Raw genomic sequence first — 14,228 nt, 5'->3', positions numbered from 1 at the left:
CACGAAGTTTCAGCGTTTACTGGCCGGTTTGCATAAGACCAACGGATTATCCCAAGAATGGTAATAAAGATTCACATTAATGCCAGCTTATCGCTGCACCTGCCAGAGCCTAGAATTGTGTTCTTCAGTTTTATCCCTCCTTTCTCCCTCAGGTATTTGCAGCAGTGCAACGTCGCATCAGCAGAGAGCTTAAAGCCCTCAGTGTTCTGGCTTTATCGTTGGCATTAAACGGCTGCATCAGCTTCGGTGGTATCGGTCCAAAAGACACGATGCTCGCCGCTAATACTCTGGTCACCGACGAGGCCATTGAAAACGCCGCGCAAGACGCCAACTGGCCCAAGGCTCAATGGTGGCACGCTTATGGCGACCCGCAACTGGATGCCTGGATCAGCCTTGCAGTGCAGGGTAGTCCAACCATGGCCATGGCTGCCGCCCGTGTGCGTCAGGCCCGGGCCATGGCCGGGATCGCCGAGTCGGCGCAGTCGCTGCAGATCAATGGCGACTCGACGCTCAAACGCCACAACTGGCCGTCTGACCAATTCTATGGCCCCGGTGAGCTGGACAATTCCACCACCTGGGACAACAACGCGGCATTGGGCTTCAGTTTTTCCCTCGACCTGTGGGGCCGCGACAGCAACACCACCGAACAGGCCGTGGACATGGCGCACATGAGCGTCGCCGAAGCGCGCCAGGCGCAACTTGAATTGCAGAACAACGTGATTCGCGCCTATATCCAGTTGTCCCTGCACTTTGCCCAGCTCGACATCATCGAGTCGACCCTGCATCAGCAAGAGCAGATCCTCGATCTGGCGCAAAAGCGTCTGGACGGCGGCATCGGCACGCATTTCGAAGTCAGCCAGGCGCAAGCCCCGCTGCCCGAAATCCATCGCCAGATCGACGCCCGGGAAGAAGAAATCGCCCTCACCCGCAACCAGCTGGCCGCCCTGGCGGGCAAAGGCCCGGGGGAGGGTGCTCGTCTCAAGCGGCCGGTGCTGGCACTCAATACCGCACTCAAACTGCCTTCCAGGCTGCCGGCCGAACTGCTGGGCCAGCGTCCGGACGTGGTGGCCAGCCGCTGGGAAGTGGCGGCCCAGGCCCGTGGCATTGACGTGGCCCATGCCGACTTCTATCCCAACGTCGACCTGGTGGCCAGTCTTGGCTTCATGGCCACCGGTGGCGGCGCCCTGGAGTTTCTGAGCGCGAAAAAACTCAACTACAACGTCGGCCCGGCGATTTCGCTGCCGATCTTGGATGGCGGCCGCCTGCGCTCGCAACTGGGTGTGGCTGCCAGCGGTTATGACATGGCCACAGCCAAGTACAACCAGACCCTGGTCACTGCGCTCAAGGGCATTTCCGATCAGTTGATCAAGCGCGAGTCCATGGACAAGCAGCAGGTGTTCGCCGCCGAGTCGGTTGCGGCAGCACAGAAAACCTATGACATCGCCATGCTTGCCTATCAGCGCGGCCTCACCGACTACCTCAACGTTCTCAACGCGCAAACCCTGCTGTTCCGTCAGCAGCAAGTGCAGCAGCAGGTCCAGGCCGCACGCCTGGTTGCCCATGCCGAGTTGGTGACAGCGCTGGGTGGCGGCCTTGGTGCCGGCAGCGATGTGCCGAAACAAGATCGTTACGTGCCCGACAAACCGCCAGCTGTCATGGCGCCGTTTGTACATTGATGCTCAACCCCGAGAGCCTGTAAATGAACCACTTGCCCGCCCCGGTACGCTGGCTGTATTCCCTGGAATGGCGCCGTGGCTTCTATGACTGGGCGCGCAGCGATGGCGTGACCTGGGTGCACATTTTCAAAGTATTGGTCGCGGCCTTTTTGACCCTGTGGCTGGCCATGCGCCTTGAGCTGCCACAGCCACGCACCGCGATGATCACCGTATTTATCGTGATGCAACCGCAAAGTGGCCAGGTGTTCGCCAAAAGTTTTTACCGGTTTTTGGGCACCCTGACCGGCTCGGCGGTGATGGTCGCGCTGATCGCTTTGTTCGCTCAGAACACCGTGTTGTTCCTTGGCTCGCTGGCGATCTGGGTCGGCATCTGCTCGGCCGGTGCGGCCCGTTGCCGTAACTTCCGGGCCTATGGTTTTGTCCTGGCCGGTTACACCGCAGCGATGGTCGGCCTGCCCGCACTGGCCCATCCCGATGGCGCCTTTATGGCCGCGGTCTGGCGAGTGCTGGAAATCTCCCTGGGCATCCTCTGTTCTACGGTGGTCAGTGCTGCGATCTTGCCCAAGACCGCAGGCGCGGCCATGCATGACGCGCTGTACAAACGCTTTGGGGTCTTCGCCGGTTTTGTGGCTGAAGGCCTGCGGGGGCAGTCCTCGCAAGAGGAGTATGAAGCCAGCAACGTGCGTTTTATCGCCGAGAGTGTTGGCCTGGAAGGCATGCGCAGCGTAACGGTGTTTGAAGACCCGCACATGCGTCGTCGCAGTGGCCGTTTGAGTCGTTTGAACAGTGAGTTCATGGCCATCACCACCCGCTTCAATGCTCTGCACCAATTGCTTGCGCGTCTTCGTAGCCGCGGTGTGGTGCAAGTGGTATCGGCCATCGAGCCGGAACTGGAATTGCTCGCGCAGTTGCTCGAGACCTACGCCGGGCGCTCGTTGACGGACAAGGACGCGGTGCTGCTGGCCGAGCAGCTGGAGACATTCAAGGCCGGCCTGCCGGGGCATGTGCGTGCACTGCGGGTGAGCTTCCTTGAAACCGATCCGGGCCCTTCGGATTTCCTGGACTTCAACACGGCCTATGAACTGTTGTTCCGCTTTGTTGACGACCTGCACAACTACGCACAGACCCACGCCTCGCTGGTTGATCACACCCACGAGCGGGAGCGTTGGGACCAACCCTTCATCTCGCAAACCAACTGGTGGTCGGCGGCCGCCTCGGGGATTCGGGCAGCGTTCATTCTGGTGGTGCTCGGCACCTACTGGGTGATGACGGCCTGGCCCAGCGGCGCCACCATGACCCTGATTGCCGCTGCTACCGTGGGGTTGTCCGCAGCCACCCCCAACCCCAAACGCATGGCGTTCCAGATGGCCTGCGGCACCTTTATCGGTGCGTTGGTGGGCTTTGTCGAAATGTTCTTCGTGCTGCCCCGCATCGACGGTTTCCCGCTGTTGTGCCTGGTACTGGCGCCGGTGATCATATTTGGCTCGTTCCTCACCTCGCGGGCCAAATACGCCGGGGTTGGCCTGGGCTTGCTGATCTTTTTCAGTACCGGCTCGGTTCCGGACAACCTGACGATCTACAACCCGTACCAGTTCATCAATGACTACATCGCGATGGTGCTGGGCATGCTGGTCTGCGCGGCAGCGGGGGCGATCATTCTGCCGCCCAACAGCCGCTGGTTATGGAGCCGTCTGGAGCAGGACCTGCGCGAGCAGGTGGTGTACGCCATCAGCGGCAAGTTGCGCGGTCTGGGTTCCAGCCTGGAAAGCCGTACCCGCGACCTGATGCACCAGGCCTATGGTCTGGCTGCCGGTCAGCCCAAGGTGCAGCGCCAATTGTTGCGCTGGATGTTTGTGGTGCTGGAAGTCGGCCACGCGATCATCGAGTTGCGCAAGGAGCAGGCAATTCTGCCTGTGCATCCGGCCTACGCCGAGTCTCAGCCATGGCGGCAGGCCATCCGGGTGATGGGCCGGGCGCTGGTGCGTCTGTTCATCGCGCCCAGTAACAGCAACCTTGAACGTGCACTGATTGCGGTTGATCACGCCATCGGCCGGGTTCAGGCCACCGATGAACCGTTCGCCCGTAACTTTGATACCTCGGCGCTGGTCCGGGTGCAGAGCTACCTGCATTTTATCCGTACCTCTCTGCTTGATCCGCAATCGCCGCTGGCGGCCTACGCCCGGCCGCAAGGAACTGAACATGCCTCGTGAAATCGCCTTCCACGGCGTCTACATGCCCAGTATGACCCTGATGTTTTTTATCGCGGCGGGGTTGGCATGGGGCTTTGACCGACTGATTTCCGGTTACGACCTGTACCGCTTCTTCTGGCACCCGGCGCTGCTGCGCCTGAGCCTGTTTGCTTGTCTTTTTGGCGCCATGGCGCTCACTGTTTACCGTTGAGACCGATCCGATGAAAAAGTTTTTCAGCCTGCTTGCCACCTTGCTGGTTCTGGCCCTTGCCATATGGATCGGCCGCACCCTCTGGGAGCATTACATGAATACCCCCTGGACCCGTGATGGTCGGGTGCGGGCCGACATTATCAACGTTGCTGCCGACGTTAACGGCTACGTGGTCGGGGTACCGGTCAAGGACAACCAGTTGGTGAAAAAGGGCGACGTTCTGCTGGAAATCGACCCCGAGCACTACCAGATCATGGTCAAGCAGGCGCAATCGCTGGTGGCGTCCCGCAAGGCCACCTGGGAGATGCGCAAGGTCAATGCCCATCGCCGGGCAGACATGGACAGCATGGTGATCTCCCGCGAGAACCGCGACGACGCCAGCAACATCGCCGACTCGGCCCTGGCCGATTACCAGCACGCCCTGGCCCAGCTGGACGCGGCGCAACTGGACCTCAAGCGGACCAAGGTACTGGCTACGGTGGACGGTTACGTGACCAACCTCAATGTGCATCGCGGTGACTATGCGCGGGTCGGCGATCCGAAAATGGCGGTGATCGACATGGACTCGTTCTGGGTTTATGGCTTCTTCGAAGAAACCAAACTGCCGCACATTCGCGTGGGCGACAAAGCCGACCTGCAGATGATGAGCGGCGAAGTATTGAAGGGCCATGTTGAAAGCATTTCCCGGGGCATCTACGACCGCGACAACCCCGAGAGCCGGGAGCTGGTGGCCGACGTTAACCCTACATTCAACTGGGTGCGCCTGGCGCAGCGGGTACCGGTGCGGATCCACATCGACGAAATCCCCGACGGCTTCCTGCTGGCAGCGGGCACCACCTGCACGGTGATCGTGCAGCAGGATGCAGCAGCGCAATAATGTTTTTTTGTGGGAGCTGGCTTGCCAGCTCCCACAGGGCCTGCCCGGGGTATCAATCCGCGCTGAAGGTCTCATGCAAATGGCGCCACAGCACCTTGGCACTGGCGTCCTTTTCAAACACCACGGTGGCGCGTCGATCGGTACGGTTGCCGTTGTGTTCCTCTTGCAACTCGCGGTAGCTGACCACCGCGCCGTCCCCATACAGGGCGATGCCCTTGAAGTCACTCAGGGTGATCTTCAGCCCCGGACGGGCACCGCGCAGCTGTTCAAACAGCGCCTCTACAGCGTTCGCATCCAGCTCTTTGCCGCTGGGCGTGATCATCGAAAACTGCTCTGAAAAACGCCCGAGCAAGGTGGGCAGCACCCCAGGCTCAAGTCCGGAAAACCAGCCTTCAATCTCGACGTGGGTTTCGGTTACAAGGTCGAAGTAGCGCGAATAGTCAGTCATCAATTTCTCTTCGGTCAGGGTGCCAGCAACGCCAGCACGCGTGGGGTATTGAGGCGTAACACTGCAAACAGCGGCAACAGGGTCAACGCGGCGCCGATGGCAAAGCATAGGGCAAAGGCGCGGGGCGTCGAGGTGAGCGCGGTCAAAGCCGCGAACAGGCCCATCATCAACGCCGGGCCGAGCAGAAAACTCAACTGCCGGTTGATATTCCACAGCGCGCTGGCATGGCCCATGCGCTGGGCACTGACATCAATAAACGCGGTGTTTTGCGCGGTACTGCTGCACAGGCTGCCGCCAAAGCCCATGAGTCCGTACAGCGCCATCGTCTGCCATGTGCTTGATGCATCCACCTGGATCAACAGCGCAATACCCGCTGCCTGGGCCGTCATGCCTAGCAGGAGCAGGGGTTTTGGCCCGAGGTGATTGAATTGATAGCGGCTCAGGCTAATGCCCAGGGCCGAGGCCAGTGCCCACGGCAGCATCAGGGCCCCGGTCTGCGCGGGGCTTAAACCCGATTGGTGAAAATACAAAATACTCACCAACTGGGTGCCGATAAAAATCCCGGGGATGAACAGATAAGTGAGCATCGCCACCCGCAACAACGGGCTTTTCAGCAAGCCCCCCATGCTCCGGGCTCCGGTTGCCAGGCTGTGGTAATTCAGCGTCGGGCGTGGGGTCGGGGGCGACTCTGATTTGAGCCAGCAGCCGGCCAGCAACAGCGCCAGTAACGCCAGCGGCAAGTTGGCATAAAACACCCAGCGCCATGACCATGCCTCCACGATCCGCCCACCCAGGGTCGGCGACAGCGCGGGCACCAACAACGCCACCAGCAAAATCACCGAGGTCAGGCGAGCCCGTTCGCGTACGGGGAAATGCCGATAGACCATGGCCTGGCCGACCGGAATCAATAACCCGCCGCCCAGCCCCTGCAGCAGGCGCCAGCCAATCAGCGCCTCAATCGAGCCTGCCTGCGCCACGCCCCATGACGCCAGGCTGAACAGCAAGAGCGAGGCCATGATCAGGCGCTTTTCGCCAAACACTGCCGCCAGCCACACGCCGGGGATGATGACCAGGGTCAGGCCGAGCATGTAGGCATTGCCGACCCAGCCCAGCTGGCTGACCGAAGCCTGCAGTTGCTGGCTGATGTCGGGGTAGGCAATGGCGGCGGCGAACATGTTCAGCAGATCCAGTGCGTAGCCCAGTAAATACACCAGGGCGATTTTGTTGCGATAGGCCATGACCGGCTCCTTGATTGCGCCGGGCACAGTAGGCTGCTTTTGCGATTGGAGGAACGGCGTCCGGGCTGCTAGATTGTCAAAATTATTTTGACAATGGGCGGTATTCAGCATGGTCAGTCTCGATCGATTCGACACCTTCAAAGCTGTGGTCGAAGCCGGTTCCCTGACCGCCGCCGCCGATTTGCTGGGCCAGACCCGCGCGGTGGTGAGCTTTAATATCAAGCGGCTGGAGGCCGAGCTGGGGGTGACTCTGCTGACGCGCAACACCCGGCGGCTGGCGCTGACCGAGGCCGGCGAGCGTTTTTATCTGCACTGCCTGAGCATGCTGGAAGCCGCGCAACTGGCGATAGACGAAGCCCGCAGCGAACACACCGAGCTCAAGGGCACATTACGCATTACCACCACTGTGGAATATGCACTGGCCAAGGTGGTGCCGGCGCTGGAGCTGTTTCGCGACCTGCACCGCGATCTCAAGGTGCAGTTGTCCACTTCATCGACCCACGCAGACTTGATCTCCGAGCGTTTTGACGTGGCCCTGCGGCTCGGCCGGGTGGTGGACTCCAGCCATCGGGCCGTGCAATTGAGTACTTTCGCTATTCTGCCCGTGGCCTCACCGGCATTTGTCGCCAGCGTGGCGCCCATCGACTCCGTGCATGCCCTTGAGCAGACCCCGTGGCTGGAGCACGGGCGGGTCGGGGAGTTGAGTATCAGCCATGTCGGCCATGCAGCGACTCAGGCCTATCAACCCAACCCCGCCAGGGCGCGGATCAAGGCCGACAATTCCTCGGTGTTACGTGCCTTTGCCCTGACCGGGCAGGGCGTGGCGATCCTGCCCGACTGGCTGATCGAAGACGACTTGCGCACCGGCCGCCTGATTCACCTGCTGCCTGAATGGCAACTGACCCGCCAGGGGGTGTACGCCCTGTACCCCGATACCCGCCATCTGCCGCTCAAAGTGCGGGTGTTTATCGATTTCATGAAACACCAGAGCTAAAAAACGGCAGGCGCGAGCCTCTAAAGCTCGCTCCTACAGGTGACAGTTCTTCAGTTCCCGGTATTTAACCCGAACCGCTTCATGAGGATTTTTTGCAGCAGGCAGCCCGGCAGCAACGCGGCCAGCAGCGGCAGGGCACGGCTGCCATTGCCGCAACGCAATAGCGCCGGCGGCCTGGTTTTTTGCGTGGCGTTGAACACCGCTTCGGCAAGCGCTGCCACCGGCGTCGGCTTGTCTTGTGAAGCCCTGGCGCGAGCGCGGATACCTTCACGCATCGGCCACCAGGGCGAATCCTGGGCAATCAGCACTTCAGCCTCGGCGCAGGCATTGCTGGCGAACGAGGTATCGATGGCGCCGGGCTGTACTTCCAGCACGCGAATGCCAAAGGGTGCCAGTTCCATGCGCAGGGCATCGCTCAGGGCGTGCACGGCGGCTTTCGAGGCGCAGTAGGCTCCGGCAAACGGAGTGACCAGCACCCCGGAAACGCTGCCTATGTTCACCACCAGTCCGTTGTTGCGGCGCAATGCCGGAAACAGGGCACGGGTGACGCCGACCACGGAAAAAACATTGGTTTCAAACTGGCGCTGCATGCCCTCGACGCCGGCATCGAGCACCGGACCCATGGCGCCATAACCGGCGTTGTTGATCAGCATGTCCAGACCGCCATCGGCCAGACGTTCGGCCAGGAGCGCCAGCGCTGGCGGATCATTCACATCCAGTTGCACCGCGTTAAACCCGGCCGTGGCCAGTCGGGCCACATCTTGCGGTTTGCGGGCACAGGCCCAGACCTCATGGCCGGCCTTGTGGAAGACATCGGCCAGCGCGCGGCCAATGCCACTGGAACAACCGGTGATCAAGACACGGGGCATCAAAAAATCCTTAGTTGGAAAAGCTGCCTTGCAGGCGCTCTGCGCGAAATTCCAGGGTCTGCGGGCGATAGCCGGCGCGCAAGGTCGGCATGGGCAAACAGTCATGCCAGCTCGCAGCGCCTTGCAGCTCGCCGGGTCCGCGATAGCGCGGGGCAGTGTAGAGGTTGTCGGCGAGGTTGACGGTATCGCCCGGAGCATAGGCCGCGATACGCCAGCTCAGCTCGATCAGCGGTACGTCATTGCCATTGCGCAGGGTAACAGAGAGGGGGCGGTCAGCCGGGCATTCGCCGGGGGCATAAGTAATGCGCAGCTCAAGCCGTGCCAGTTGCCGGGCTTCGCGGTTGTCCAGCCACGCCACTGAGGCTGCCACCAGACCCAGGCCGATCACTGCCGCCAGCGACACCGGCAAGGCCTTGGACGGATAGCGCAGCAGCAGGATGAGCCAGGTGAAGATCAGTAAAACGCCGATAAGCATGACGCTCGCCTTGACTGAAGATGAGCTGTCAGCATGAGGGGTGAAGCGCGCGGCATCAAGCACGATGCCGCTCTGCGGCACTTGTAATCGCTGCCGCAGGCTGCGAGGTCTTTTGTTCGCCGCAGAGCCGAAAGCAAGGGTCTGCGGCAGCGACTACTGGGTGATGGTCTTGATCGACACGCCACGGCCCACTGGCGTCGAGCGTCCGTATACATCTTCAAAGCGCTCGATGTCGTCTTCGCCCAGATAGCTGCCGGACTGCACTTCGATGATTTCCAGGGCGATTTTCCCCGGGTTGCGCAGGCGGTGGACCGAGGCAATCGGGATATAGGTCGACTGGTTTTCGGTGAGCAGGAACACGTTCTCGTCGCAGGTCACCTCTGCCGTGCCCGAAACCACGATCCAGTGCTCGGCGCGGTGGTGGTGCATTTGCAGCGACAGGCAGGCGCCGGGCTTGACCGAAATATGTTTGACCTGGAACCGCCCGCCCATGTCCACCGAGTCATAGGAACCCCACGGACGATAGACCTCGCAATGGTTCTGGGTTTCGCTGCGGCCTTGTTTGTTCAGGGTGTTGACCATCTGTTTGACCCCCTGAACCTTGTCCTTGTGGGCGATCATCATTGCGTCCTTGGTTTCCACCACCACAATGCTGTCCAGACCGATCACCGATACCAGTTTGCCGTTGCCGTGGATCATGCAGTTGGTACTGTCCTGAATGACCACATCGCCCTTGCAGACGTTGCCGTTGACGTCTTTTTCATTGACGTCCCACAGCGATGACCAGCAGCCCACGTCACTCCAGCCTGCGGTCAGCGGGACAACACAGGCGCGCAGGGTTTTTTCCATCACGGCATAGTCGATGGAGTTGTCCGGGCAGCAGGCGAAGGTGGCGTCGTCGATGTCGATGGTGTCGACATCCTGCTGGCTGCGCTCCAGGGTCAGCACACAGGTGTCATAGATATCCGGCTCATGCTGTTTGAGCTCTTCGAGAAAGCGGCTGGCGCGGAACAGAAACATGCCGCTGTTCCAGAAATAGCCGCCGCTTTTGACAAACTCGGCAGCGCGTTTGGCATCAGGTTTTTCGACGAAGGATGCGACCCGGCTGACGCCTTCGGGCAGTAAGCCGTCGGCTGCGGACTTGATATAGCCGTAGCCGGTTTCAGGCTTGAGGGCCGGCACGCCGAACAACACCATTTCGCCGCGCTCGGCGGCCACGGTGGCCAGGGCCAGCGCCCGTTGCAGGGCTTTCTGGTCTTCCAGTACGTGGTCGGCGGGCAGCACCAGCATCAGCTCGTCGCGGCCTTCATTGATCAGCATCATCGCCGTCAACGCCACGGCGGGCGCGGTGTTGCGCCCGAAAGGTTCCATGAGGATGCGCTGGGTCTCGAGCCTGCGGTTGGCCAATTGCTCATTGAGGATAAAACGGTGGTCTTTGTTGCACACCACGATCGGCGCCTGCATGCCTTCGAATACCAGGCGTTCGAGGGTTTGCTGGAACAGGGTCTGCTCGCCGGTCAGGGCCAGAAACTGCTTGGGAAACTGCTTGCGCGACAAAGGCCACAGACGCGAACCACTACCACCAGAAAGAATTACCGGAATCATGTTGTCTCTCCAAATCTGAAAAAGGTTTTCCCCGTAGGAGCGAGCTTGCCTCGCGATTTTTTGATTGTTGAAACAACATCAAAAGATCGCGAACAAGCTCACTCCTACAGACAAGGGCAGGCTTTTAGCGGGTCGAAACCGGGCGCTTTACCCAAGTCGGCGAGACGCTGGCGCCGCTGCCGATGACGTACAGCACGGCGGCTTCACCGCGTTCCAGGGCTACAGGCTTGAGATCGGTGATTTTTTGCTCGCCATCGAACAGCGCAAAGCTGACCTTGACCGGGTTGATCTCGCGCTCGCCCCGGCCCTTGGCGGCCACGGCCTTGACCACCTCGGTCTTGCCGTCTGCGGTTTTCAGGGTCAGGGTTTTATCGGTGAGGTTCTGCACCCGCACCAGGGACTTCTGTTTGTTCTTGAACGGTGGTTCTTCAATCAATTGCGGCTGGCCGCTGGCGCTGTTGACCAGGGTGTAATAGTGATCGGCGGCCAGTTGCACCGACAGGTTCTGACTGCCGACTTTGGCGCTGTAATCACCCTGGGGCATAAAGCTGAACTCGCTGCTGCCCTGGGCGGGCACGTCGTCGAGGGCGGTGTTGCCCACGGTGGCACTGACTTGCTGGGGGCTGGCGTTGAAAATACGCACAAAGCTCGAGCCCTTCGGCGCAACCGGGCCGTAGAGGGCGGCATCACCGCCGGCCAAGGCTTGCATTGAGAGCAGGCTCATGCCCGCAACCAGCGCGAGGGATTTGGCGAGACGACGTGGAGCAGGTGTAAACGGCATGGCTTTGAATGACATCAGTAGTACCTCTCTTTCAGTTTTGCGCCCGGTCGGGCGTCTCGGATTCAGCAGTGTTCTGTGCGACTTGCGGTTGGCGGCCGGTGGCCTGTTTCAGACTCGCGACCCACTGCGGGTCGGCGTCGCCAATCTCGTTGTCCACCGGCAGGTAACGCTCGGGGAATTCCCAGATCAGCACCTGGGGCGGGCTGTTTTTGAACCCATCGCTCTGCAGGTAAGCAAGCATCGGCAGGATCGGCCCGTGGCCGTCTGTGGAGTCATTGATCACATCACTGCGCAGCGCCTGTTTCAGGGCGCCGACAAAGTTCCAGTTGGGGTTGGCGCTGTAGCTGGTACCCACCAGCGTCACCGGCACTTCGCTGTCGGTGAACAATGAATCTTCGCTGTCAGCAGCCGATTCGGCGGGGCGGGTGCTGCGTTTTTCCAGGGGTTCGGACGGCGGCAGCAGGTTGCTGAACAACGGGTCCAGTGGCAGGAACCGCTCCAGGTCGCCGTTGTGTTGCACAACTTTTTGCGCCTGGGTCACAAACTGTTGCGGGCTGCCGCTGAGGGGGAATTGCTCGGCAATCGAAGCCCCCAGTTGTTGGGCCGCAATCAGTGCGCCGTCCGGCGTCCAGTGCGTGTCGGTACGCAAGAACACCTGGGCCCCGGCCTGCTTGGCCTGTTGCAGCGGGCCCAGCAGGTCTGGCGCCAGCACCTTGCTGGCGGCCAGGCGGGCATGGAAGTCACGGTACAGATCGGCATAAATGGCGGCCGGGCGCTGCTCACCCATATGTTCGGGATACAGGCGCACCTTGGTCGGCACCACGGCCATTACCAGTTTGATCCCGCGTTCCTCGAGGGTCCGGCGCACGCCCTCAACCAGGGCATAGTTGTCTGCCACGTGCTGCTCGGCATCGGGCCACGGCTTGAACTCCTCGTCGCTGTACAGCCATTGATCGCGGCCCAGCACCACGCCGGGGCGACCTTCGTTGAACAGGGTGAAATCCAGTGCTGCCCAGAGGTTGGTGCCCAGACGCTTGATCGGGAATTCATCGTCGTAACGGGTTTCGACGGCTTTGCTCCAGCGACCGTTGAGTACGGTGTCTTTGTCGGTGGTGTTGAAACCGATGAAGCTGCGCGTGGCCAGCAGCCCCAGGCCCACCAGCAGGCCGCAGAAGAAGGTGACGTAGAGGATGCGTAAAGTCCGGTTCATGGTCGGCTCCCCTTAGAACTGGAAGTAGAGGAACGGCGAAAAGCTTTGCGCCGAAAGTTTGAGAATCGAGGCGATGAACAGCAGCACGATCAGGCTGCGCATGGCGTAGCGCGGCCAGTCAGCGACCCAGTACGGCGGTTGCACAGTGGCCTCGGTGCCCTGGGTATAACCGGGCAGGTGCAGGCTGCCCGGCACATCGCCGGGGACGGCCTTGATCAGGCCCGGTTGCGCGGTGGCAGGGCCGTCGGCGTCTGTTTTACCGGCTGTTTTTGGCGTGTTGTACAGGTCGCGCAGGCCGAAAAAGGCCAGGGTCAGGTAGGCAACGATCAGGGTGGCAACCTGCAGGCCGGTGAGGTTGGCGCTGTTGAGTTCCGACAGTGACCACTGGCCGAAGCTGAACATGGCGCCATACATGCGAGCGGCGACGTGCAGGTTTTCGGAGCGGAAAATCACCCAGCCCAGCACCACGATGAAGAAGGTCAGTACCCAGCGGATCGGGTTCAGGGCCCGGGGATTGGTGTTCAGGCCCAGGGCTTTTTCCAGCGCCAGCCACAGCCCGTGCCAGGCCCCCCACAGGATGTAGGTGATGTTGGCGCCGTGCCACAAACCGCCGAGCAGCATGGTCAGGAACAGGTTGCGGTAGGTGGTCAGCGTGCCTTTGCGATTGCCGCCCAGGGTGATGTACAGGTAATCACGCAGCCAGGTGGACAGGCTGATGTGCCAGCGGCGCCAGAACTCGGTGATCGACTGGCTGATGTAGGGCTGCTTGAAGTTTTCCATAAAACGGAAACCCATCATCAAGCCCAGGCCGATCGCCATGTCGCTGTAACCGGAGAAGTCGAAATACAGTTGCGCGGTGTACGCCAGCGCGCCGAGCCAGGCATCACCGGTGGTCGGGTCCTGCAGGGCAAAACAGTGATCGGCGACCACTGCCAGGGTGTCGGCGATGAACACCTTCTTGATAAAGCCCTGCATGAACCGCGTGGCGCCCTCGCTGAATTTATCCAGGGTGTGGGTGCGGTTGTTGAACTGGTCGGCCAGGTCGCGAAAGCGCAGCACGGGACCGGCAATCAGGTGCGGGAAGATCGCCACAAAGGCGGCAAAGTCGATGAGGTTGCGGGTAGCGGGGGTGTCACCGCGGTACACGTCGATGATGTAGCTGATGGACTCGAAGATGTAGAACGAGATCCCTATGGGCAGCAGTACGTTGGTCAGGATAAACGGGTCGAGGCCGACCGAACTCATCATGGCGTTGATGCTGTCGACGCCAAAGTTGGCGTACTTGAAGTAGCCCAGAATCGCCAGGTCGACCACTACCCCGAGCAACAGCCAGCGCTGGGCAGGTTTGGTGCGCACCCCGGCGGCCCCGACTTTGAGGCCGATCCAGTAGTTCCAGAGGGTGACGGCGATAAACAGTGCCAGGAAATCCACCCGCCACCAGGCGTAGAACCCATAGCTGGCGAGCAGCAGCAACAGATTGCGATAGCGTTGCCCGCTCAAGTAATACAGCGCCAGAAATACTGGCAAGAACATAAACAGGAACACATTGGATGAAAAAACCATCCTGACTTCTCCGTGTTGACCAACAGTAAAGGGCCAGGCCCCCCCAAACCCCCCATGAAAAACTCGGGGGGGTAAATCGATGCAATCCCTTC

The 14,228-nt window shown here is 60.8% G+C and carries 13 protein-coding genes; 5 read left to right on the top strand and 8 right to left on the bottom strand.

Annotation, left to right across the window (positions count from 1 at the left end; all coding sequences use genetic code 11):
• Positions 1-164: 164 nt before the first annotated feature.
• The 4 genes from WG29040_RS09235 to WG29040_RS09220 are packed head-to-tail and all read left to right on the top strand — an operon-like array spanning position 165 to position 4,953.
• On the top strand, positions 165-1,676 hold the full coding sequence (locus WG29040_RS09235) for an efflux transporter outer membrane subunit (protein ID WP_127196047.1): 1,512 nt from the start codon (positions 165-167) through the stop codon (positions 1,674-1,676).
• A 23-nt stretch (positions 1,677-1,699) separates the two neighbouring features.
• On the top strand, positions 1,700-3,886 hold the full coding sequence (locus WG29040_RS09230) for an FUSC family protein (protein WP_003440023.1): 2,187 nt from the start codon (positions 1,700-1,702) through the stop codon (positions 3,884-3,886).
• A complete protein-coding gene (locus WG29040_RS09225) occupies positions 3,876-4,076 on the top strand; it encodes a DUF1656 domain-containing protein (RefSeq protein WP_003440024.1) in 201 nt (66 codons plus the stop codon). Before WG29040_RS09230 ends, WG29040_RS09225 begins: the two co-directional genes overlap by 11 nt.
• A gap of 10 nt (positions 4,077-4,086) precedes the next feature.
• Complete coding sequence (locus tag WG29040_RS09220) at positions 4,087-4,953, top strand: HlyD family secretion protein (RefSeq protein ID WP_003440026.1); 867 nt, start codon at positions 4,087-4,089, stop codon at positions 4,951-4,953.
• Between the two features lie 52 nt (positions 4,954-5,005).
• Here WG29040_RS09220 and WG29040_RS09215 read toward each other — a convergent pair whose 3' ends face one another.
• Entirely contained in the window at positions 5,006-5,401 is a 396-nt protein-coding gene (locus tag WG29040_RS09215; protein WP_010656015.1) for a DUF4440 domain-containing protein, read from the bottom strand.
• A gap of 14 nt (positions 5,402-5,415) precedes the next feature.
• On the bottom strand, positions 5,416-6,639 hold the full coding sequence (locus WG29040_RS09210; protein WP_127196046.1) for an MFS transporter: 1,224 nt from the start codon (positions 6,637-6,639) through the stop codon (positions 5,416-5,418).
• A 109-nt stretch (positions 6,640-6,748) separates the two neighbouring features.
• Between WG29040_RS09210 and WG29040_RS09205 the strand changes: the two genes are divergently transcribed.
• Entirely contained in the window at positions 6,749-7,633 is an 885-nt protein-coding gene (locus tag WG29040_RS09205) for a LysR family transcriptional regulator (protein ID WP_003440032.1), read from the top strand.
• 50 nt (positions 7,634-7,683) lie between these two features.
• Here WG29040_RS09205 and WG29040_RS09200 read toward each other — a convergent pair whose 3' ends face one another.
• The 6 genes from WG29040_RS09200 to WG29040_RS09175 all read right to left on the bottom strand — a co-directional run bounded on the left by WG29040_RS09200 (position 7,684) and on the right by WG29040_RS09175 (position 14,136).
• Positions 7,684-8,502 (bottom strand): SDR family oxidoreductase, encoded by an 819-nt coding sequence (locus WG29040_RS09200; protein ID WP_127196045.1) that lies wholly within the window; start codon positions 8,500-8,502, stop codon positions 7,684-7,686.
• A gap of 10 nt (positions 8,503-8,512) precedes the next feature.
• Positions 8,513-8,977 carry a hypothetical protein gene (locus WG29040_RS09195; RefSeq protein WP_003440059.1) on the bottom strand — a complete coding sequence of 155 codons (465 nt, stop codon included), beginning with the start codon at positions 8,975-8,977 and terminating at the stop codon, positions 8,513-8,515.
• Between the two features lie 153 nt (positions 8,978-9,130).
• Entirely contained in the window at positions 9,131-10,582 is a 1,452-nt protein-coding gene (locus tag WG29040_RS09190; protein ID WP_127196044.1) for a mannose-1-phosphate guanylyltransferase/mannose-6-phosphate isomerase, read from the bottom strand.
• A 124-nt stretch (positions 10,583-10,706) separates the two neighbouring features.
• Complete coding sequence (locus tag WG29040_RS09185) at positions 10,707-11,363, bottom strand: alginate O-acetyltransferase AlgF (protein ID WP_037001371.1); 657 nt, start codon at positions 11,361-11,363, stop codon at positions 10,707-10,709.
• Positions 11,364-11,394: 31 nt separating this feature from the next.
• The gene (locus tag WG29040_RS09180) at positions 11,395-12,573 is read right to left on the bottom strand and encodes an alginate O-acetyltransferase (RefSeq protein WP_010656010.1); all 1,179 of its coding nucleotides are present in this window, start codon (positions 12,571-12,573) and stop codon (positions 11,395-11,397) included.
• Positions 12,574-12,585: 12 nt separating this feature from the next.
• Positions 12,586-14,136 carry an MBOAT family protein gene (locus WG29040_RS09175; protein WP_003440066.1) on the bottom strand — a complete coding sequence of 517 codons (1,551 nt, stop codon included), beginning with the start codon at positions 14,134-14,136 and terminating at the stop codon, positions 12,586-12,588.
• Between the last annotated feature and the right edge of the window lie 92 nt (positions 14,137-14,228).

This window comes from Pseudomonas sp. PAMC 29040, from assembly GCF_003994535.1.
GTDB classification, from domain to species: Bacteria; Pseudomonadota; Gammaproteobacteria; order Pseudomonadales; family Pseudomonadaceae; genus Aquipseudomonas; species Aquipseudomonas paraversuta.
Note: the sequence above shows the minus strand (reverse complement) of the source record. Positions and strands in the feature narration are given on the sequence as shown.

Excerpts from the sequence above, each read along its gene's own strand:
- WG29040_RS09230 (WP_003440023.1), top strand. The coding sequence starts at position 1,700 with ATGAACCACTTGCCCGCCCCGGTACGCTGGCTGTATTCCCTGGAATGG.
- WG29040_RS09225 (WP_003440024.1), top strand. The coding sequence starts at position 3,876 with ATGCCTCGTGAAATCGCCTTCCACGGCGTCTACATGCCCAGTATGACC.
- WG29040_RS09220 (WP_003440026.1), top strand. The coding sequence starts at position 4,087 with ATGAAAAAGTTTTTCAGCCTGCTTGCCACCTTGCTGGTTCTGGCCCTT.
- WG29040_RS09215 (WP_010656015.1), bottom strand. The coding sequence starts at position 5,401 with ATGACTGACTATTCGCGCTACTTCGACCTTGTAACCGAAACCCACGTC.
- WG29040_RS09210 (WP_127196046.1), bottom strand. The coding sequence starts at position 6,639 with ATGGCCTATCGCAACAAAATCGCCCTGGTGTATTTACTGGGCTACGCA.
- WG29040_RS09205 (WP_003440032.1), top strand. The coding sequence starts at position 6,749 with ATGGTCAGTCTCGATCGATTCGACACCTTCAAAGCTGTGGTCGAAGCC.
- WG29040_RS09200 (WP_127196045.1), bottom strand. The coding sequence starts at position 8,502 with ATGCCCCGTGTCTTGATCACCGGTTGTTCCAGTGGCATTGGCCGCGCG.
- WG29040_RS09195 (WP_003440059.1), bottom strand. The coding sequence starts at position 8,977 with ATGCTTATCGGCGTTTTACTGATCTTCACCTGGCTCATCCTGCTGCTG.
- WG29040_RS09190 (WP_127196044.1), bottom strand. The coding sequence starts at position 10,582 with ATGATTCCGGTAATTCTTTCTGGTGGTAGTGGTTCGCGTCTGTGGCCT.
- WG29040_RS09185 (WP_037001371.1), bottom strand. The coding sequence starts at position 11,363 with ATGCCGTTTACACCTGCTCCACGTCGTCTCGCCAAATCCCTCGCGCTG.
- WG29040_RS09180 (WP_010656010.1), bottom strand. The coding sequence starts at position 12,573 with ATGAACCGGACTTTACGCATCCTCTACGTCACCTTCTTCTGCGGCCTG.
- WG29040_RS09175 (WP_003440066.1), bottom strand. The coding sequence starts at position 14,136 with ATGGTTTTTTCATCCAATGTGTTCCTGTTTATGTTCTTGCCAGTATTT.